The 19,021-nt window shown below is 76.2% G+C and carries 19 protein-coding genes; 8 read left to right on the top strand and 11 right to left on the bottom strand.

Annotated features, from left to right (window positions below):
• Positions 1 to 1,796, top strand: a 1,796-nt coding sequence (locus GTQ99_RS07750; protein ID WP_166615166.1) for an ABC transporter ATP-binding protein, incomplete at its 5' end; no start/stop codon positions are given.
• A gap of 7 nt (positions 1,797 to 1,803) precedes the next feature.
• Positions 1,804 to 3,183: an AAA family ATPase gene (locus GTQ99_RS07745; protein WP_166615165.1), complete on the top strand. Its 1,380-nt coding sequence runs from the start codon at positions 1,804 to 1,806 to the stop codon at positions 3,181 to 3,183.
• Positions 3,184 to 3,228: 45 nt separating this feature from the next.
• Here the strand turns inward: GTQ99_RS07745 and GTQ99_RS07740 are convergent, their stop codons facing one another.
• Entirely contained in the window at positions 3,229 to 4,098 is an 870-nt protein-coding gene (locus GTQ99_RS07740) for a phytanoyl-CoA dioxygenase family protein (RefSeq protein WP_166615164.1), read from the bottom strand.
• Positions 4,099 to 4,261: 163 nt separating this feature from the next.
• Between GTQ99_RS07740 and GTQ99_RS07735 the strand changes: the two genes are divergently transcribed.
• Complete coding sequence (locus tag GTQ99_RS07735) at positions 4,262 to 5,299, top strand: substrate-binding domain-containing protein (protein WP_166615163.1); 1,038 nt, start codon at positions 4,262 to 4,264, stop codon at positions 5,297 to 5,299.
• Positions 5,300 to 5,458: 159 nt separating this feature from the next.
• Here the strand turns inward: GTQ99_RS07735 and GTQ99_RS07730 are convergent, their stop codons facing one another.
• The gene (locus tag GTQ99_RS07730; protein ID WP_166615162.1) at positions 5,459 to 6,457 is read right to left on the bottom strand and encodes a stage II sporulation protein M; all 999 of its coding nucleotides are present in this window, start codon (positions 6,455 to 6,457) and stop codon (positions 5,459 to 5,461) included.
• 49 nt (positions 6,458 to 6,506) lie between these two features.
• Between GTQ99_RS07730 and GTQ99_RS07725 the strand changes: the two genes are divergently transcribed.
• The 3 genes from GTQ99_RS07725 to GTQ99_RS07715 all read left to right on the top strand — a co-directional run bounded on the left by GTQ99_RS07725 (position 6,507) and on the right by GTQ99_RS07715 (position 8,864).
• Positions 6,507 to 7,319, top strand: a complete 813-nt coding sequence (locus GTQ99_RS07725) for an RDD family protein (protein WP_205706995.1) — start codon at positions 6,507 to 6,509, stop codon at positions 7,317 to 7,319.
• A gap of 143 nt (positions 7,320 to 7,462) precedes the next feature.
• On the top strand, positions 7,463 to 8,023 hold the full coding sequence (locus GTQ99_RS07720; protein ID WP_166615161.1) for a hypothetical protein: 561 nt from the start codon (positions 7,463 to 7,465) through the stop codon (positions 8,021 to 8,023).
• A gap of 13 nt (positions 8,024 to 8,036) precedes the next feature.
• A complete protein-coding gene (locus GTQ99_RS07715; protein WP_166615160.1) occupies positions 8,037 to 8,864 on the top strand; it encodes an alpha/beta fold hydrolase in 828 nt (275 codons plus the stop codon).
• A gap of 112 nt (positions 8,865 to 8,976) precedes the next feature.
• Here the strand turns inward: GTQ99_RS07715 and glgX are convergent, their stop codons facing one another.
• The 8 genes from glgX to GTQ99_RS07675 all read right to left on the bottom strand — a co-directional run bounded on the left by glgX (position 8,977) and on the right by GTQ99_RS07675 (position 16,686).
• Positions 8,977 to 11,013, bottom strand: a complete 2,037-nt coding sequence (gene glgX, locus GTQ99_RS07710; protein ID WP_338074793.1) for a glycogen debranching protein GlgX — start codon at positions 11,011 to 11,013, stop codon at positions 8,977 to 8,979.
• Positions 11,014 to 11,069: 56 nt separating this feature from the next.
• Entirely contained in the window at positions 11,070 to 11,312 is a 243-nt protein-coding gene (locus tag GTQ99_RS07705; RefSeq protein WP_166615159.1) for a hypothetical protein, read from the bottom strand.
• 71 nt (positions 11,313 to 11,383) lie between these two features.
• Positions 11,384 to 12,847 carry an adenosylhomocysteinase gene (ahcY, locus tag GTQ99_RS07700; protein ID WP_166615158.1) on the bottom strand — a complete coding sequence of 488 codons (1,464 nt, stop codon included), beginning with the start codon at positions 12,845 to 12,847 and terminating at the stop codon, positions 11,384 to 11,386.
• A gap of 149 nt (positions 12,848 to 12,996) precedes the next feature.
• Positions 12,997 to 14,154, bottom strand: coding sequence for an SIS domain-containing protein (locus GTQ99_RS07695; protein ID WP_166615157.1), 1,158 nt, complete (start codon positions 14,152 to 14,154; stop codon positions 12,997 to 12,999).
• A complete protein-coding gene (locus tag GTQ99_RS07690) occupies positions 14,151 to 14,324 on the bottom strand; it encodes a Trm112 family protein (RefSeq protein ID WP_166615156.1) in 174 nt (57 codons plus the stop codon). Before GTQ99_RS07690 ends, GTQ99_RS07695 begins: the two co-directional genes overlap by 4 nt.
• Positions 14,321 to 15,781 carry a phosphomannomutase/phosphoglucomutase gene (locus GTQ99_RS07685; RefSeq protein WP_166615155.1) on the bottom strand — a complete coding sequence of 487 codons (1,461 nt, stop codon included), beginning with the start codon at positions 15,779 to 15,781 and terminating at the stop codon, positions 14,321 to 14,323. The genes GTQ99_RS07690 and GTQ99_RS07685 overlap by 4 nt, the downstream gene beginning before the upstream one ends.
• A gap of 120 nt (positions 15,782 to 15,901) precedes the next feature.
• The gene (locus GTQ99_RS07680; protein ID WP_166615154.1) at positions 15,902 to 16,165 is read right to left on the bottom strand and encodes a hypothetical protein; all 264 of its coding nucleotides are present in this window, start codon (positions 16,163 to 16,165) and stop codon (positions 15,902 to 15,904) included.
• Positions 16,166 to 16,275: 110 nt separating this feature from the next.
• A complete protein-coding gene (locus GTQ99_RS07675; RefSeq protein WP_166615153.1) occupies positions 16,276 to 16,686 on the bottom strand; it encodes a DUF3499 family protein in 411 nt (136 codons plus the stop codon).
• Between the two features lie 188 nt (positions 16,687 to 16,874).
• Here GTQ99_RS07675 and GTQ99_RS26710 point away from each other — a divergent pair, with 188 nt between their 5' ends.
• Entirely contained in the window at positions 16,875 to 17,309 is a 435-nt protein-coding gene (locus GTQ99_RS26710; RefSeq protein WP_166615152.1) for a metallopeptidase family protein, read from the top strand.
• A gap of 95 nt (positions 17,310 to 17,404) precedes the next feature.
• Here GTQ99_RS26710 and GTQ99_RS07665 read toward each other — a convergent pair whose 3' ends face one another.
• On the bottom strand, positions 17,405 to 17,791 hold the full coding sequence (locus tag GTQ99_RS07665; RefSeq protein WP_205706994.1) for a WhiB family transcriptional regulator: 387 nt from the start codon (positions 17,789 to 17,791) through the stop codon (positions 17,405 to 17,407).
• A gap of 237 nt (positions 17,792 to 18,028) precedes the next feature.
• Here GTQ99_RS07665 and cofD point away from each other — a divergent pair, with 237 nt between their 5' ends.
• Entirely contained in the window at positions 18,029 to 19,018 is a 990-nt protein-coding gene (gene cofD / locus GTQ99_RS07660) for a 2-phospho-L-lactate transferase (RefSeq protein ID WP_166615167.1), read from the top strand.
• Positions 19,019 to 19,021: the final 3 nt, after the last annotated feature.

The raw sequence follows: 19,021 nt of genomic DNA, 5'->3' as shown, positions 1-19,021 counted from the left end.
CCTGCTGGTGGCGCACGGCCGCGGCCCACCCGGGCGAGCTGGCGCTCGCCCTCGCCACGACCACCGCCTCCAGCGCCGGGACGGTCGCGCTGCCGCTGCTGCTGGGGCGGGCCGTCGACGTGGTGCGGGCCGGTCAGCCGCTGGCGCCGCTGCTCGTGCAGCTCTCGGTGGTCGCGGTGCTCACCGCGCTCACCACGGCCCTGGCCCGCCGGGACGCCGAGCGGCTGGGGGCCAGCGTGGCCGCGGACCTGCGCGAGCGCGTCGTCGACCGCTCGCTGCGGATGGACCCGCGCCTGCTGGAGCGGGCCGGCTCCGGTGACGTGGCCTCCCGGGTCACCGAGGACGTCGAGCTGTTCACCAGCTCGGTGCAGCTGGCCGCCAACGTGCTGACCTCGCTGGTCACGGTCGTGCTGTCCGCGGTCGGCTTCCTGTCGCTGGACTGGCGCCTGGCGCTGGCGTTCTGCGTCGTCTTCCCCGTGCACGCCGCGAGCCTGCGCTGGTACCTGCCGAAGGCGGGCCCGCTGTACGCGCGCGAGCGCGCCGTGGCCGCGCAGCGCTCCCAGGTCCTCCTGCAGTCGCTGCACGGTGCCTCCACCGTCCACGCCTACGGCATGGCCGACCTGCAGGGCGAGCGCGTGCGGATCGCCTCGGCCCGCACCGTCGGCGCCTCGCGGGCCGCGCTGGGCACGTTCGCGCGCTTCTCGATGTCGATGAACGGCGCCGAGGCGCTCGGCCTGTCGGCGCTGCTGCTCACCGGCTTCCAGCTGGTGCGCGCCGACGCCGTCACCGTCGGGGCCGTCACGGCGGCCGCCCTGCTCTTCCACCGCCTCTTCGGGCCGCTGGGCGTGCTGCTGCTCTCCTTCGACGAGGTCTCCCGGGCCGCGGCGGCGCTGAACCGGCTCGTCGGGGTCGTGGACCTGCCCGCGCCGCCGCCCGCCGACCCGGTCGCGCTGGCCGCCGCCCCGCGCACGGGCGTCGGGGTGCTCGTGCGCGGCGTGCGGCACTCCTACGGCGACGGCCCCGACGCCCCGCCGGTGCTGCGCGGGATCGACGTCGAGGTGCCGGCGGGCACCTCGCTGGCCGTCGTCGGGGAGAGCGGGGCCGGCAAGACGACGCTGGCCGCGATCGTGGGCGGGGTCTTCCCCCCGAGCGCCGGCAGCGTGGAGCTGACCGGCCCGGGCGGCGCCGTGCCGCTGGCGGCCCTGGACGCCGAGGCCGTGCGCGAGCGGATCGGGGTCATCGCCCAGGAGTCGCACGTGTTCACCGGGACCCTGCGCGAGGACCTCACCCTCGCCCGGCCCGGCGCGAGCGACGAGCAGGTGCACCACGCCCTGCGCGTCGTCGGCGGCGACGACTGGGTCAGCGCCCTGCCCGACGGGCTCGGCACCCGCGTCGGGCCCGGCGAGCTGCCGCTGTCCCCGGCCCGCGCGCAGCAGCTGGCGCTGGCCCGCCTCGTGCTGCGCGACCCGCCCGTCGTCGTCCTCGACGAGGCCACCGCCGAGGCCGGCAGCGCCGGGGCCCGCGAGCTGGAGCAGGCCGCGGGGGCCGTGGTCCGCGGGCGCACCGCCCTCGTGGTGGCGCACCGGCTCAGCCAGGCCGCGGCCTGCGACCGGATCGCGGTGGTGGCCGGGGGGCGGATCGTCGAGCTCGGCACGCACGCCGAGCTGCTCGCCCTCGGCGGCCGCTACGCGCGGCTGTGGGGGACGTGGTCGCGCCCCGGCGCCCCGGCCGCCGCCGAGGAGGGCCCCGAGGAGGGCGCACGACCCCTGGCGCGGCGCTCCCCGCCCTCGACATGATCGCGGGATGGACCCCGAGACCCGTCAGCTCGCCCTGTCCGTGCGCCGCTTCCTCGAGGACGTCGTGCACTCGGCCGCGGCGGACGCGGGTGCGGACGGCCCGCAGGTCGCCGACGTGGTCGGCGCGCACCTGGGCGTGCCGGCCGCGCAGGTCCCCGTCGTGCGCGAGGAGGTCCCCGAGCACCAGTTCGTGGACCTCGACACCGCGCTGGCGCTGCTCGGCGAGGCCGGCGGCGGGGAGGAGGTCGTCGGCGTCGGCGGCGGCGAGCAGCGCGGCCACCACGGCTTCTCCGACCTGCTGGCCGGGCAGTTCGCGCGCTTCGGGCTCGGCGCCGTCGACCGGGTGAACCTGCCGACCGGTCCGGACAGCACCCGCCGGGCCGTCGGCTTCGGGGTGCGCCTGCTGCGCTGGCAGGGCCACCCGCTGGCCGTGCTGCAGCGCCGGGCGAACCCGCACAGCTCCTACCCCTCCGGCGCCGAGGTCGCGGGCGCGCAGGAGGAGGTCGTGGCCGCATTCATCGCCGAGGTGCGCCGGCTCATGGTCGAGCGCAGCGTGCTGCGCGGGCAGGTGCTCTCGTTCTCCGGCTCGCCCTTCGAGCACCACAGCAACTCCGGCATCACCTTCCTGCGCCGGCCCGCGGTGGCGGCCGAGGACGTCGTGCTGCCCGAGGGCGCCCTGGAGCGCATCGCCCGGCACGTCGTCGGCGTCGGCGCGCACGCCGGGCGGCTGGCCGGTGCGGGGCAGCACCTCAAGCGCGGGGTGCTGCTGTACGGCCCGCCCGGCACCGGCAAGACGCTCACCGTGCGCCACCTCGTCGCCCGCGCCGAGGGCTGCACGGTCGTCCTGCTGTCCGGGCAGGCGCTGGGGCTGGTGACGGTGGCCGCGCACCTGGCGCGGGCCATGCAGCCGGCGATCGTCGTGCTGGAGGACTGCGACCTCGTGGCCGAGGAGCGCGGGGTGCACCCCGGGGAGCGGCCGCTGCTGTTCCAGCTGCTGGACGCGATGGACGGCCTGGACGGCGACGCGGACGTGGCGTTCCTGCTGACGACCAACCGGGTGGACCTGCTGGAGCGGGCGCTGGCGCAGCGCCCGGGCCGGGTGGACCTGGCCGTGGAGGTGCCGCTGCCGGACGAGCCGGCGCGGCGGGCGCTGTTCCGGCTGTACGCGCGCGGGCTGCCCGTCTCCGGCGCCGTCCTCGACGAGGCGGCCGCCCGCACGGCGGGCGTCACGGCCAGCTTCGCCAAGGAGCTGCTGCGCCGGGCCGTCCTGGTGGCCGCCGAGGCCGGGCACGAGGTGGGCGACGACGACGTGCGCGCGGCCCTGGACGAGCTGCTCTCGGACGCGGAGGCGCTGACCCGCAGCCTGCTGGGCAGCGCCGGCGCCTGAGCCGCGTCCGGGCGCGGGTCGACGCCGGCGCCGCGCCCCGGCGGCTCAGGCCTCCCCCATCACCAGGCCCTCGATGGTGTGCTTCTGCGCGATGGGCGTCAGCTCGTCGACGACGGGGCACTTCAGGTGGGCCTTGACCCGCTCGGGCAGGGAGTTCCAGTACCCCCGCGTCACGGCCATGTCGTGGTGCTCGGCGTTGCCGGCGCCGGGGGCGTCGACGCCGAGGACGAGGACCGGGCGGGGCTTGTCGGAGAAGTTCCTCGTGCCGCGGTGGATGGTCAGCGCGGAGCGGGCGGAGACGTCGCCGCGGCGGGGGTGCTTGCGCACGGCGCGCTCCTCGAAGCGCGGGTACAGCGACTTGGGCGGGAACATCTCGTGGTCGAAGCCGGTGCCGTCGTCGAACTGGGTGCCCGGGGCGATCTCGAAGGGCCCCATGTCCTCCTCGGTGTCCACCGCGGTGAGGTTGAAGGCCAGGGAGGTCAGGCGCCGCTCCTCGCGGGTCTCGCGCGGGGCGGGGAAGTCGCGGTGCCAGGGCTGGTTGACCGCGCCGGCGAAGGGGATGTCGAAGCCGAGCTCGACGATCTCGTAGTCCTCCCCCAGCACCGCGGTGCACAGCTCGCGCACCCACGGGTGGTCGACGAGGTCGACGAACCCGCGCAGCTGCTCGGGGTGGATCTCCACGTAGTAGCGGTTCGGGCCGCGGCCCACCGCGCCGTCGGGGCGCGAGCGCGCCTCCTCGAAGGCGGCCTCGACGTCCTCGCGCACCCGGTCGGCCCACTCGGGGGTGAACGCGCCCCTGCGGGCCACGATCCCGTCCCGGTAGAGGGTCTCGACCAGCTCGCGCACGTCCGGCTCGCTCGTGCTGGTGCCGCTGCTCGTGCTCGTGCCGCCGCTGGTGCCGGTGCTCGCCGTCATCGCCGGTGCCTCCTCGTCGAGTGCTCGTGGACCTCCATCGTGCAACGTGGCATGCGACGTGGCAACCCCCGGGGCCGACCCGGTCGCCCGTTCCTCCCGTGGGACGATCACCGCGGCGGGCGGCACGGGTGGCACGGACGGCACGGACGGGAGGAGCGGCGCGGTGGCGAACCTGCGGGAGGTCGCGGCGCGGGCGGGCGTGTCCGTGCGGACGGTCTCCAACGTGGTCAGCGGCGCCGGCCCCGTCGCGCCCGCCACCCGCGCGCGCGTGCAGCAGGTCCTCGACGAGGTGCAGTACCGCCCCAACCTGGCCGCCCGCCACCTGCGCGGGGGCCGCACGGGCGTCGTCGGCCTGCTGGTGCCCGAGCTGGACTCCCCCTACTTCGCCGAGCTGGCCGGCCTCCTCGTGCGGGCCGCGGCCACCCGCTCGTGGACCGTCCTCATCGACCAGACCGGCGGCAGCGCCGAGGGCGAGCGCCGGCTGCTGTCCGGCAGCGGCGGCCGCGTCCTCGACGGCCTCGTCGTCAGCCCGTGGGCGCTGCCGCCCGAGGAGCTGACCCGCCACGCCGGCGACCGCCCGCTCGTGGTCCTCGGCGAGCGCGAGGCGGCCGGCGCCGCCGACCACGTCACGGTGGACAACGTCGCGGCCGCGCACGCGGTGACCTCGCACCTGCTGGCCACCGGCCGCACCCGCATCGCGGCCGTCGGCGTGCAGCCGCACCTGGCCAACGGCACCGCGGCCCAGCGGCTGCTGGGCCACCGCCGGGCGCTGGCGGAGGCGGGCCTGCCGGCCGACCCGGCCCTGGAGGTGACCACGACGACGCTGCACCGCGCCGAGGGGGCGCGGGCGGTGGGCGCCCTGCTCGACGGCCCGGCGGCCCCCGACGCGGTGTTCTGCTTCAGCGACCAGCTGGCCCTGGGCGCGCAGCGCGCCGCCTACGAGCGGGGGCTGCGGGTGCCCGCGGACCTGGCGGTCGCCGGCTTCGACGACATCGAGGACGGCCGGTACGCCACGCCCTCGCTGACCACCGTGGCACCGGACAAGGAGCAGATCGCCGAGCGCGCCCTGCAGTGCCTGGCCGACCGGGTCGAGCGGCGCAGCAGCGCCCCCGCCCAGCGGATCGTCGTCCCGCACCGGCTCGTGGTGCGCGAGAGCACCGCCCCCGGGCGCTCGCGGGAAGTCCCCGCGCAGGACGTGTAACGCCCGCGGGGGTGCCCGCGATGTGGTGGTTGCGTCCGGGGGGACGCGCTCGAGCCGGGGGGCTGCCGAGCGCGGCCGGACGCGCAGGGGGGAACGCGGTGTCGCGTCCGGTGGCCGGGGGGCTGGCCACCGGACGCCGCACCTGCGGCCCGGGCGCCCTCAGGCGCTGACGGGCACGCCGTCCCCCGCGTAGCGGGCCTCCAGGTCGCCGGTCTCGCCCGCCCTCGCCGCGGGGCGGCCCAGCAGCACCGCGTAGGCCAGGAAGGCGAGCAGGGCCAGGGCGCCGATGCCGATGCGCGCCCACGTGGGCAGCGGCGAGGGCGTCACGAAGCCCTCGACCAGGCCGGAGACGAAGAGCACGAACACCAGCCCGAGGGCGACGCCGACCATCGCGCGCCCCTCGGTGGCCAGCGCCTGGGCGCGGGTGCGCGCACCGGGCGCCACCCACGACCAGAACAGCTTCAGCCCGGCGCCGGCGGCGACGAAGACGGCCGTCAGCTCCAGCAGCCCGTGCGGCAGGATCAGGCCGAAGAACTGCTCCCCGCGCCCGTTCTCGATGAGCAGCCCGCCCAGCAGGCCGACGTTGAGCGCGTTCTGGGCCAGGGCGTAGACGACGAAGACGCCGGTGATGCCCAGCACGATGCAGGTGGCCGCCACGAGGGCGTTGTTGGTCCACACCCGCCCGGCGAACGAGGCGTTGCCGTACTCGGTGTAGTAGCCCGCGAACTCGGACTCCACGAGCCGGCGGACCTCCTCGTCGGAGCCGAAGAGGCTGGCCTGGGCGGCCGGGTGGCCGGCCACCCACACGCCCGCGGCGACGGCCAGCAGGGTGCTCGCGGCGGCCGCGCCCAGCGCCCACCACCGCACCCGCCACAGCGCGGCCGGCAGCCCCCGCACCGCGAAGTGCCGCACCTGGCGCCAGGCGGTGTAGCGGGAGCCGGTGAGCCGGGAGCGGGCGCGCACCAGCAGCGTCGACAGCTCGTCGAGCAGCACCGGCTCCGACTGCGCCGAGCGCAGCGAGGACAGGTGCGTGGCGGTGCGCTGGTAGAGGACGACGAGCTCGTCCGCCTGCGCGCCGGACAGGTGCCGCGTGGACACCAGGGCCCGCAGCCGCGCCCACTCCTGCTCGTGCACGGTCCGGAAGGCGTCGACGTCCACCGCCTCAGGGTAGGGGCCCGCGGACCGCCGTCGTCGGTACCGTGGGCGGGTGAGCGTTCCTGCGGGCGAGCCGGTCGGCGACGTCGTCACCGGCGAGGCCGTCGTCCTCGGCCTGCGGGCGGCCTCCTTCGCCTCGCGCATGCTCGCCGCGGTCCTCGACGCGCTCCTCGTCGGCCTCGTGCTGGCGGCGGCGCTGTGGGGCGCCTCGGCGCTGCTGTCGCAGACCGACGAGGCCGCCAGCACGGCCGTCCTGTCGGCGATCACGGTCCTGTGCCTGGTCGGCATCCCGGTGGCGGTGGAGACCGCCACCCGCGGGCGCACGGTCGGCAAGCTCGTCCTGGGCGTGCGGGTGGTGCGCGACGACGGCGGGCCGGTGCGCTTCCGGCACTCCCTGGCCCGCGGCCTGGCCGGCCTCTTCGAGCTGTGGGGGACCTTCGGCAGCCCGGCCATCCTCTGCGCGCTGGTCACCGCCCGCGGCAAGCGGTTCGGGGACCTGCTGGCCGGCACCTACGTGGTGCGCGAGCGCACCGCCGCCCGGCACGTGCCGCTGCCGCCGATGCCGCCGGAGCTGGCGGGCTGGGCGCGCACCGCCGACATCGGCCGGCTGCCGGACGCGAGCGTCGTGGCGGCCCGCCAGTTCCTGGCCCGGCGCTCCTCGCTCAACCCCGCCTCGCGCACCGCGCTCGGCCTCTCGCTGGCCGACGCCCTGTCCGCGCGGGTGTCCCCGCCGCCGCCGGCGGGCACCGACCCCGAGCGCTTCCTCACCGCCGTCCTCGCCGAGCGGCGCGACCGCGAGCTCGTGCGCCTGGAGCGCCGCCAGGCGCGCACCGCCGAGCTGCAGCGCTCGATCGGGCGGGGCTGACGCCCCCGGCCGCCCTCCCGGCGCGAGCCCCGCCACCACCCGGCCGTGACCCCGGCCACGTCCGGGAGGGCGACGGTTGGGGGCGCGCGGAGCGGGTAGGACTCCGGGACACCGATCGGAACGATCACGAGGAGAACCCCGCCGTGGCAGAACGTCAGACCGTCATCCGCTCCATGCACGACCTGGGCCTGGCCGCCTGGTTCGGCGGCTCGCTGTTCGGCGCCGTCGGCCTCAACGGCGCCTCCGCCGCCGTCTCCGACCCCTCCGACCGCACGCACGTCGCGACGGTCGGCTGGGCCAAGTGGGCCCCGGTCAACGCCGCCGCGATCGCCGTGCACGCCGTCGGCGGCATCGCGCTCATCGCCGGCAACAAGGGCCGCGTCGTCGGGCAGTCCGGCACCCGCGGCAACACGCTCGTCAAGGGCGCGCTGACGCTGGCGGCCATGGGCGTCACGGCGTACTCGGGCACGCAGGGCGCGCGCCTGGGCAAGGACTCCAAGGCGCCCGCCAACTCCGGCGTGGACCCGAGCCCGGAGACCCCCGCCGAGCAGGCCAAGGCCATGAAGCAGCTGAAGCTGCTGCAGTGGGCCATCCCCGTCCTCACCGGCACGCTGCTGGTGCTGGGCGCTCAGCAGGGCGAGCAGCAGAAGGCCTCCGAGGTCGTCAAGGGCCTGCTGCCCTCGCTGCCCACGCTCGGGCGCTGACGCGGCGGCGCCGGTGGACGCCTTCGCCCGCGGCGGGCTGCGCTTCGACGTCGTCGACGCCGGTCCCGCCGACGGCGAGGTCGTGCTGTGCCTGCACGGCTTCCCGCAGGACTCCGCGGCCTACGCGGGGGTGCTCCCGCTGCTGACCGCGCGGGGGCTGCGGGTGCTCGTGCCCGACCAGCGCGGCTACTCCCCCGGCGCCCGCCCCCGGCAGCGGCGCGACTACGCCCTGCGCGAACTCGTCGCCGACGCGGTGGCCCTGCTCGACGCGGCGGGGGCACCGCGGGCGCACGTCGTGGGCCACGACTGGGGCGGGGTGGTCGCCTGGGCCCTGGCGGCCTGGTTCCCCGAGCGCGTCAGCGCGCTCACCGCCCTGTCGCAGCCGCACCCGGCCGCCTTCCAGTCCGCGGTGCTCACCTCGACGCAGGCGGTGCGCTCCACCTACGTCGCCGCCTTCCAGCTGCCGCTGCTGCCCGAGCGGCTGCTGCTGGCCGGGCACGGCCGCCTGCTGTCGGCGAGCCTGGAGCGCAGCGGGCTGCCCGCCGAGCTGGCCCGCGGCTACGCGCACCGGATGGGCGAGCCGGGACGGCTGAGCGCGGCGCTGGACTGGTACCGGGCGCTGCCGCACGCCGGTCGCGTCGGCCCCGTCGACGTGCCCGTCACCTACCTGCACGGGCGCCAGGACCCGTTCTACGCGCCCGCGGCCGTGCTCGGCACGTCCGCGCACGTGCGCGGCAGCACCTTCCGCCGGCAGGCCCTCGGCATCGGCCACTGGGTGCCGGAACTGGCGCCGCAGGCCGTCGCCGACGCCGTCCTCGGGGCGGTCGGCGAGTTCGCCTGACACCCGCCCGCCGCGGACGCGCACGGCCCGAGCCGTGCCCCACGCGAGGCACCGGCCCCCGCAGCGTCCGCTGCGGGGGCCGGTCTCGTCGGTGCCCGGCTCGGGCCGGGGCTCAGGCCGAGCGCAGCACCGTCGTCGAGTGCGGGCCCACGAGCAGCGTCTCCACGTCGCGCCCGACCTCCTGGTCGGGGTCGGAGGACATCGCCAGCCGCCACGGGCTGCGCGGGGCCGCGGGCACGCCGAACTCGACGGGCGTGTCGGCCGCGTTGACGAGCAGCAGCACCGCGGTGGAACCGGTGGCGCCGAACTGCAGCGCGTACGCCTTGGCGACCGGGTCGGCCCAGTCCTCCTCGGTCATCGGCTGCCCGTCGGCGCGCAGCGACAGGACCATGTCCTCGCTGCCGTCCTGGCCGTCGCCGCGGTACCACCGCCCGCGCAGCGCCGGCGTCTCGCGCCGCAGCCGCAGCAGGTCGCGGGTGTACTCCAGCAGAGCGGTGTCGACCGCGGCCCAGTCGAACCAGGAGATCTCGTCGTCCTGGCAGTAGGCGTTGTTGTTGCCGCCCTGGCTGCGCCCCAGCTCGTCGCCGCCGAGGATCATCGGCACGCCCTGGCTCAGCAGCAGCGTGGTGAGCAGGTTGCGCTGCTGGCGCGCACGCAGCGCGAGCACGCCCTCGTCGTCGGTGGGGCCCTCGGCGCCGCAGTTCCAGGAGCGGTTGTCGCTCTCGCCGTCGTTGTTGCCCTCGCCGTTGGCCTCGTTGTGCTTCTCGTCGTAGGCGGTGAGGTCGGCCAGGGTGAACCCGTCGTGGGCGGTGATGAAGTTGACGCTGCACAGCGGGGAGCGGCGGTCGGCCTCGTAGACGTCCGGGCTGCCGGTGAGGCGCTGGGTCAGCGCGCCCAGCGTGCCCTGCCCGCGCCAGAAGTCGCGCACGTCGTCGCGGTACCTGCCGTTCCACTCCGACCAGCGGGCCGGGAAACCGCCGACCTGGTAGCCCTGGGTGTCCCACGGCTCGGCGATGAGCTTGACCGGGGCCAGCACGGGGTCCTGGTGGATGATGTCCAGGAAGGCGCTGTGCACGTGGGCGTCGCCCCACTGGCGGGTCAGCGTGGTGGCCAGGTCGAAGCGGAAGCCGTCGACGTGCATCTCGGTCACCCAGTACCGCAGCGAGTCCAGGATCAGCTGCAGCGCGGCCGGGTGCGAGACGTTGAGGCTGTTGCCGGTGCCGGTGGTGTCGAAGTAGTTCTCCGGCTCCTCGTCCACCACGCGGTAGTAGGAGCCGTTGTCGATGCCCTTCAGCGACAGCGTCGGGCCCATGTGGTTGCCCTCGGCGGTGTGGTTGTAGACGACGTCGAGGATGACCTCCAGCCCCGCCGCGTGCAGGGCCTTGACCATCTCCTTGAACTCGGCGACCTGCGTGCCGCCGTCGCCGGAGGCGCTGTACTCGTTGTGCGGGGCGAAGAACCCGATCGAGTTGTAGCCCCAGTAGTTGCGCAGCCCCTTCTCGGACAGGTGCGAGTCCTGCACGAACTGGTGCACCGGCAGCAGCTCGACGGCGGTGACGCCCAGGGCGGTCAGGTGCTCGACGGCGGCGGGGTGCGCCAGCCCGGCGTAGGTGCCGCGGATCTCCTCGGGCACGTCCGGGTGCGTCTTGGTGAAGCCCTTGACGTGGACCTCGTAGACGACGCTGTCCTCCAGCGGCGTGCGCGGGGCCCGGTCATCGCCCCAGTCGAAGGACTCCTCGACGACGACCCCGCGCGGCACGGACGGCGCCGAGTCGTCGTCGTTGCGCTGCAGCGGGTCGGCGAAGCGGTGCCCGAACGTCTCCTCGCCGGAGCCCCACTGGCCCTCGACGGCGCGCGCGTACGGGTCCAGCAGCAGCTTGGCGCTGTTGTGCCGGCGGCCCTCGGCGGGTTCCCACTCCCCGTGCACGCGCAGGCCGTAGCGGGTGCCCACGCCGCCGGGGACGGTGCCGTGGAAGACGTGCCCGGAGCGCTCGGTGAGCCGGTGGCGGGTCTCCCGGCCGGCGTCGTCGAAGACGGCGACGTCGACCGCGTCCGCGGTCTCGGAGTAGACGGCCACGTTCAGCCCGTCCCGGCGGAGGCTCACGCCGAGCGGGTAGGGGGTGCTGCGCACCGCAGAGGGGTTTTCCACCAGCCGATCCTGGGGCCTGGGCGGACCGCCCGCGACTCGGGGCGGTCCGCCCGGGCTCAGTCGGCCCCCTCGCGGCGCGTGCGCAACCTGCCGGTGGCCCACAGCAGCCGCCAGCGCGCCCGCACCCAGCGCCACCAGACCAGGCGCCCGGAGTCCAGCCCGGCCTCGGTCTTCTGCCAGCGCTGCACCTCGCGCCGGTGGTAGCGCTCGGCGACCTGGAAGCAGCCGCGCGCGAACGCGGCGAGCACCGCGACCCCGCCGAGGACCGTCGCCCACGAGGCGGCCTCGTCCAGCGTCATGTCGTCCCTCCCCCACGCACCGGCGCCCGGCGCCCCCGCGGGGGGCGCCGGGCGCCGGGCCGATCAGCGGATCAGTAGCGGTAGCTGTCCGGCTTGTACGGGCCCGCCACGTCGACGCCCAGGTAGTCGGCCTGCGTCTTGGTGAGCTCGGTCAGCCGCACGCCGAGGGCGTCCAGGTGCAGCCGGGCCACCTTCTCGTCCAGGTGCTTGGGCAGCACGTGGACCCCGACGGGGTAGGAGTCCGGCTTGGTGAACACCTCGATCTGGGCGAGCACCTGGTTGGCGAAGGAGTTCGACATGACGAAGCTGGGGTGGCCCGTCGCGTTGCCCAGGTTCAGCAGCCGGCCCTCGGAGAGCACGATGACGCTGTGCGCGGGGCGGCCGTCGGCGGCCGGGATGCGCCACTCGTGCACCTGCGGCTTGATCTGGACCTTCTCCACGCCCGGGATCCGGGCCAGGCCGGCCATGTCGATCTCGTTGTCGAAGTGGCCGATGTTGCCCAGGATCGCCTGGTGCTTCATCCGCGCGATGTCCGCGGCCATGACGACGTCGCGGTTGCCGGTGGCCGTGATGACGATGTCGGCGCTCTCGACGACGTCCTCCAGGCGCAGCACCTGGAAACCGTCCATCGCCGCCTGCAGCGCGTTGATCGGGTCGACCTCGGTGACGACGACGCGCGCGCCCTGGCCGCGCAGCGACTCCGCGCAACCCTTGCCGACGTCGCCGTAGCCGCAGACGACGGCCGTCTTGCCGCCGATGAGGACGTCGGTGCCGCGGTTGATGCCGTCGATGAGCGAGTGGCGGGTGCCGTACTTGTTGTCGAACTTCGACTTCGTCACCGAGTCGTTGACGTTGATCGCCGGGAAGGGCAGGACGCCGTTGCGGTGGTAGTCCGCCAGGCGCAGCACGCCCGTCGTCGTCTCCTCGGTGACGCCCTGGACGCCCGCGGCGATCCGGGTCCAGCGCTGGGGGTCCTGCGCCAGCGAGGCCCGCAGCAGCTCCAGGACGACGCGGTACTCCTCGGAGTCCTCCTCCGTCGCCTCCGGCACGGCGCCGGCGGCCTCGAAGCGCTTGCCCTCCAGCACGAGCATCGTGGCGTCGCCGCCGTCGTCGAGGATCATGTTCGGGCCGATGCGGTGGCCCTCCTCGTCGGTGCCCCAGTCGAAGATGCGGTCCGCGAGCTCCCAGTACTCCTGCAGGGTCTCGCCCTTCCAGGCGAAGACCGGGACGCCGGCCGGCTGCTCGGGCGTGCCGGAGCCGACGACGACCGCCGCGGCGGCCTGGTCCTGGGTGGAGAAGATGTTGCAGCTGGCCCAGCGGACCTGCGCGCCGAGGGCGACGAGGGTCTCGATGAGGACGGCGGTCTGCACGGTCATGTGCAGCGAACCGGCGATGCGCGCGCCCGCCAGCGGCCGGCTGTCGCCGAACTCGGCGCGCAGGGCCATCAGGCCGGGCATCTCGTGCTCGGCCAGGCGCAGCTCGTGGCGCCCGGCCTCGGCCAGGGAAAGGTCCCGGACCCGGTGCTCGAAAGACATGGGTGTCCTCTCGTGGCGGTCTGTGACGTTCTCCCGGCGCGGCCCCTCTGGGCCACTCGGCATCACCGGACGCCGGAGCTCTCCCAGGGTAACGCCCGGCAGGTCGGCCGGGCTTCCCGCGCCCGGCCCCCCGCGCCCCGCCCGGCGGCTCAGCCGATGCGGTCCTTGAGGTCGGCCACCTGCGGCGAGCGCGCGGGGTCCACGCCGGAGGCCAGCGCCAGGTAGGCGGCCGCGAAGTCGGTGCGCGCGATGAGCTGGGCCAGGCGCTCCAGCGGGGCGCCCGTGTCGGCGACGAGCTCGGAGACGCGCACCCCGGCGTCGGCGGCCGTGCTCACCACCGCGTCGGCGAGGCGGCGCTCCTCGTCGGCCACCGCGCTCACCGCGTCGCGCAGCACGATGAGCTGCAGCCGCGGCCCGGTGGGGGCGTCGAGGAACGGGTCCGCGAAGACGTCCTCGGCGCGCGCGGCGAACGGGCCGCCGAAGGTGGCCACCACCTCGCTGGCGTCGTCGGGCAGCGCGCCGCTGACGGCGGGCACCCGCGCGGTGCGGGCCAGCATCGCCGCGGTGCGGCGCGCGGCGGCGGCCATGAGGTCGCCGTCGCCCAGGACGACGGGCACGGCGCCGTCGAGCTCCAGCGCCAGCGCCTTGGCGGGGTTGACGAAGGGCTCCGACCAGGGCTTGCAGGTGTCGGCCTCGGCGTCGAGGCGGTCGGCGACCGCCGCGAGCGCCTCCGGCGGGCTGTCCAGCAGGCCCAGCGCGTCGCAGGCCAGCAGCACGGGCGTCACCAGCGACCACACCGCCACCCGCGAGGAGCGCGGGTCGCCGCCGGCGGCGCGCAGCCCGCGCGCCGGGGGGACGGTGACGTTGCCGCTGCGGGAGCCGATGTCGGCCAGCGGGGAGCCGGGGGCCGCCACGGTCACCACCCGCGCGCCGCGGCGCGCCGCCTCCACGGCCAGCGCCAGCGGGCCGGGGGCGCGCCCGGACAGCGAGACGGCGACGACGGCGTCCAGCGGGCCGACCCAGCTGGGCAGCGGGCCGCCGCGGCGGACCACGACCGGCACCGGGCAGCCGCGGCCGGCGAGGGCGGTGACGACGTCGGCGACGACCGAGGAGCCGGCCAGCGCGGCGATGACGAGCGCGCGGGGGCGCTCGTCGTCGGCCAGCCGGGCGGTGCCGGCCTCCGCGGACAGGCCGACGGCCTCGCGCACCTGCGCGCCCGCGCTGGCCAGCGCCCGCAGCACCCCGTGCTCGTCGGCGGCGACGAGCGCGTCGCCGTCGCCGAGCAGCGTCTCGTCGAGGGCGGTCACGGCCGCACCGCCGCGTCGACGAGGAGGACGGGGACGCCGTCGACCACGGGGTAGCGCACGCCGGAGGGCGTGCGCAGGAACTGCTCGCCCTCCACCTCCACGGGACCCTCCAGGGCCTCGCCGGTCAGCGGGCAGCGCAGCAGCTCCAGGACCCAGCCGTCGAGGCTCACTGCCCCTCCCCCCGCACCAGGGCCAGCACCCGGTCGCGGACCGCGACCATCGTGGCCTCGTCGGCGCCCTCCGCGTTCAGCCGCAGCAGCGGCTCGGTGTTGGAGGCGCGCAGGTTGAACCACCACATCGGCTGCGCCGCCGAGGCGGGGTGCAGCACGGTGACCCCGTCGAGGCGGTCGACCTCCACCTCCTCGCCCTCGGCGCGGGCGCGCTCGCGGACCGCGGCGACGACCCGCTCGGTGGTCGCGGCGGCGTCCTCGACGGTGGAGTTGATCTCGCCGCTGGCCACGTACCTCTCGTACTCGGCGGCCAGCTGCGAGAGCGGGCGCTGCTGCTCGGCCAGGGCCGCCAGGACGTGCATCGCGGCGAGCATGCCGGTGTCGGCGGACCAGAACTCGCGGAAGTAGTAGTGCGCGGAGTGCTCGCCGCCGAAGACGGCGCCCTCGTCGGCCATCCGCTGCTTGATGAAGGAGTGCCCCACGCGGGTGCGCACCGGGGTGCCGCCGTCGGCCGCGATGATCTCCGGCACGGCGCGGGAGGTGATGAGGTTGTGGATGACGACGGGCTGGCGGCCCGCGCGCAGCTCCTTGGCGATCTCGCGGCGGGCGACCATCGCGGTCACGGCGCTGGGGCTGACCGGGTCGCCGTTCTCGTCGACGACGAAGCAGCGGTCGGCGTCGCCGTCGAAGGCCAGGCCGAGGTCGGCGCCGTGCCGCGGGACGGCCTCCTGCAGGTCCACGAGGTTCTTCGGGTCCAGCGGGTTGGCCTCGTGGTGGGGGAAGGTGCCGTCGAGCTCGAAGTAGAGGGGGACGACCTCCAGCGGCAGCGCGGGCAGCCCGGCCGCCCCGCCCAGGACGGCGGGGGCGGTGAAGCCGCCCATGCCGTTGCCGGCGTCGACGACGACCTTCAGGCGGCGGTTGCCGGACAGGTCCACCAGGGAGCGCAGGTGCGCGGCGTAGGCGGCCAGCAGGTCCTGCTCGTCGACGGCGCCGACCTCGCCGGTGCCCGCGGGCACCTCGCCGGCGTCCAGCCAGCGCTGGGCGAGCTCGCGGACGTCGGCCAGGCCGGTGTCCTGCCCCACGGGCCGGGCGCCGGCGCGGCACAGCTTGATGCCGTTGTACTGCGCGGGGTTGTGGCTGGCGGTGAACATCGCCCCGGGCACCCCGAGGGAGCCGCTGGCGAAGTACAGGCCGTCGGTGGAGCACAGCCCGACCACGGTGACGTCCACCCCGCGCGAGGCCACGCCGTCGGCGAAGGCGGCGGTCAGCTCCGGCGAGGACGGGCGCATGTCGTGGCCGACGACGGCGCGCGGGCGCCCGCCGGCGGGCGCCTCGGGGAGCACGACGACCTCGGCGAAGGCGGCGCCGACGGCGCGCACGACACCGGCGTCGAGCTGGTCGGGCACGATCCCGCGCACGTCGTAGGCCTTGATGACGGACGACAGGTCGACGCTCACCCCACCGACACTACAAGCGCGGACCGCCGCGGATCACGGCTCCGGCCACCCGGCCGGGTGACGCGCAGCACGTGCGCGACGGCCGCGCAGCGCCCGGCGCGGGAGCGGCGGCGGCGCGGGTCACTGCTTGCGGGTGCGCTCCAGGACGTCGACGACGCTCATCTCGCCGCTCGAGGAGGTCCAGGTGCGCTCCTCGCAGACGTGGCAGGAGACGAAGCGCACGGGCGTGCCGTCGGTCAGCGACATCGACAGCTGGGTGACGCGCTCGCTGCCGCAGGAGCCGCACGCGGCGGTCTCGCGGTGGGCGGCCTGGGTCAGCGAGCCCAGCGGCGGAGCGGTGCGCGCGGTGCGGGAGCGGCGGGAGGCGCGGGGGGTGTTCGGCACGGGACGGGTCCTCCGGCGGTGCGACGGGACGGGCGACGCCCATCCATCGGCACACCGGGGCGCCGGCTTGAGCCGCCGTCCGGGTCGACCCACCCGCCGGCCGTCGGCCGTCAGCCGTTGGAGTCCTCGCGCAGCACCCGCAGGTGCGCGCGGCGCACGGCCGGGGCGTCGGGGTCGATGCCGCGCCGGCCCGCGCCGGGGCGGTCGCGCACGGCGTCGGCGACGGCCAGCAGGTCGTCGTGGTGGCGCGCCGCCTCGAGCAGGTCGGGGGCCAGGCGCACGACCTCCCAGCCGCGGGGGGCGGTGAGGCGCTCGGCGTGGTCGGCGCACAGGTCGTAGCAGTGGGGCTCCGCGTACGTCGCCAGCGGGCCGAGGACCGCGGTGGAGTCGGAGTAGACGTACGTGAGGGTCGCCACCGCGGGTTCCTGGCACGCGGTCCGCGAGCAGCGCCGTGCGCTGGGCGCGGCGGACCGGCCGGCTCCCGGGCGGGAGGCGTTGGTGCCAGGGGTGCGGGTGCTCACCCCCGCACGCTACCGCTCGGCGCCGCCGAGCACCCAGGACGAGCCCGACTCCCGCCGTCCGTGTCGCCGGCCCGCCCGCACCCCACCGGTCGGTGATCTTCCACGGTGCACCGTGGAAGATCACCGACCGGTGGGGTGCGGGCGCGCGGGAGCGCCGGGACGGGGGCGCGCGTGGGTACGCTGCCGCGGTGGTCCTCCGACGTCGCGCCCCCGTGCGCCCGCGCAGGCGCCGCGACCGGCACGGCCGCGGGCTGCGGGGCCCGCTGCTGCCCGCCTCGCTGCCGGCCGCGCGCACCCGCGCCGAGCGCTTCGACGACCTCGTGCTCGACGCCGTGGAGCTGCTGGAGCGCCGCTGGGCCGAGCAGCTGTCGGGGGTGGAGTTCGCGGTCGAGGACGTGCCGCCCTCCGACCCCGCCCCCTGGGAGGACGACGTCGTTCCGCTGGGCAGGCTCTTCCCCGCCCACGGCTCGGCGCCGGCGCGGGTGGTGCTCTACCGGCGGCCGCTGGAGACGCGCGCGGAGGGCGAGGAGCTCGACGACCTCGTCGCCGACGTGGTCGTGGAGCAGGTCGCGCACCTGCTCGACCTGCCCCCCGAGGAGGTCGACCCCCGCTACGACGACTGAACCGACGCGACCGGGCCCGGGGGAACGGGCCCGGACGCTCCGACTCAGACGGTGCGGTCAGGGGTGCGACCAGTGGTGCGGCTCGGGGCCGCGGGTCAGACGACCTGGCGCTTGAGGCGACGGCGCTCGCGCTCGGAGAGCCCGCCCCAGATGCCGAACCGCTCGTCGTTGGACAGGGCGTACTCCAGGCACTCCTGGCGCACCTCGCAGGACTGGCAGACGCGCTTGGCCTCCCGCGTGGAGCCGCCCTTCTCGGGGAAGAACGCCTCCGGGTCGGTCTGCGCGCACAGCGCGAGCTCCTGCCAGCCCGGGTCCTCCGGGGTCAGGCCGGAGTGGCCGCCCGTCGGGACCAGGAACAGCTCGGGGCGCCCGCCGGGAGCCGTCGGGCTCCCGTCCGCGGCGGCCCCGGTCCCCTCGTCGGTGTCGTCCACCTCGACGACCTGCACGGTCTCGTCCAGGTGGTCCACGGCTCGTTCGTTCATCGGTGGCCCCCACAGCCTCGGTCTGTCACTCCGGGTGATGTGCCAGTCACCGAGTGACTACCACTAGGGGAATTACACGCGTGTCGTCCGCCAGAGTCAAGCCCGGCGTGGTATCTCGCCCGCCCCGTGCGTCACGAACCGTCACACCAGCACCACCGACCCCACGTGCCGCGTTCGCCCGTCCGGGTGACGGGCCGGGGCGCGGGGGATGATGGGCCCGTGAGCGACACCCCTCCCCTGCAGGTCACGGCCCTCGCCGGCGGTGTCGGCGGAGCCCGCTTCCTGCGCGGCCTGCTGGCCCACCTGCGCTCCAGCGCCGACCCGCGGCGGCGCGAGGCGCAGGTCACGGTCGTCAGCAACACCGCCGACGACACCACCCTGCACGGCCTGCGCATCTGCCCCGACCTCGACTCCGTCATGTACACCCTGGGTGGCGGCATCGACGAGGTCCGCGGCTGGGGCCGCGGCGAGGAGACCTCCGGCGTGGCCGCCGAGCTGGCCGCCTACGGCGAGGAGCCCTCGTGGTTCACCCTCGGCGACAAGGACATCGCCACCCACCTCGTGCGCACCCGGATGCTCGCCGAGGGCCGCACGCTCTCGGAGGCGACGGCCCGGCTGTGCGAGCGCTGGCGTCCCGGCGTGCGGCTGCTGCCCATGAGCGACGACGTGGTCGAGACCCACGTCGACCTCGCCGACCCCGACGCCCCCACCGGCACCCGCCGGGTGCACTTCCAGGAGTGGTGGGTGCGCCTGCACGCCGCCGTGCCGGCCCTGTGCATCGAGGCCGTCGGCGCCGCCGCCGCCCGCCCCGCCCCCGGCGTGCTGGAGGCCCTCACCGGCGCCGACGTCGTCCTGCTGCCGCCGAGCAACCCGGTCGTCTCCATCGGCACGATCCTGCAGGTCCCCGGCGTGCGCGAGGCCCTCGCGGGCACCCGCGCGCCCGTCGTCGGCGTCTCCCCCGTCATCGCCGGCGCCCCCGTGCGCGGCATGGCCGACGCGTGCCTGGCCGCCATCGGCGTGCCGACGACCGCGGCGGCCGTCGCCGGCCTCTACGAGGACTTCCTCGACGGCTGGCTGATCGCCGAGGGCGACGAACCCCCCGTGCGCGCGGGGCTGCGCGTGCTGCCCCGCCCGCTGCTCATGAGCGACCCCGGGGCGACCGCCGCCCTCGCCGGGGCCGCCCTCGACCTCGCCGTCGAGCTCGACCGGAAGGACCGCGCTGCGTGAGCG

This window comes from Kineococcus vitellinus (genome assembly GCF_009906315.1).
Taxonomy (GTDB): Bacteria; Actinomycetota; Actinomycetes; order Actinomycetales; family Kineococcaceae; genus Kineococcus; species Kineococcus vitellinus.
Note: the sequence above shows the minus strand (reverse complement) of the source record. Positions and strands in the feature narration are given on the sequence as shown.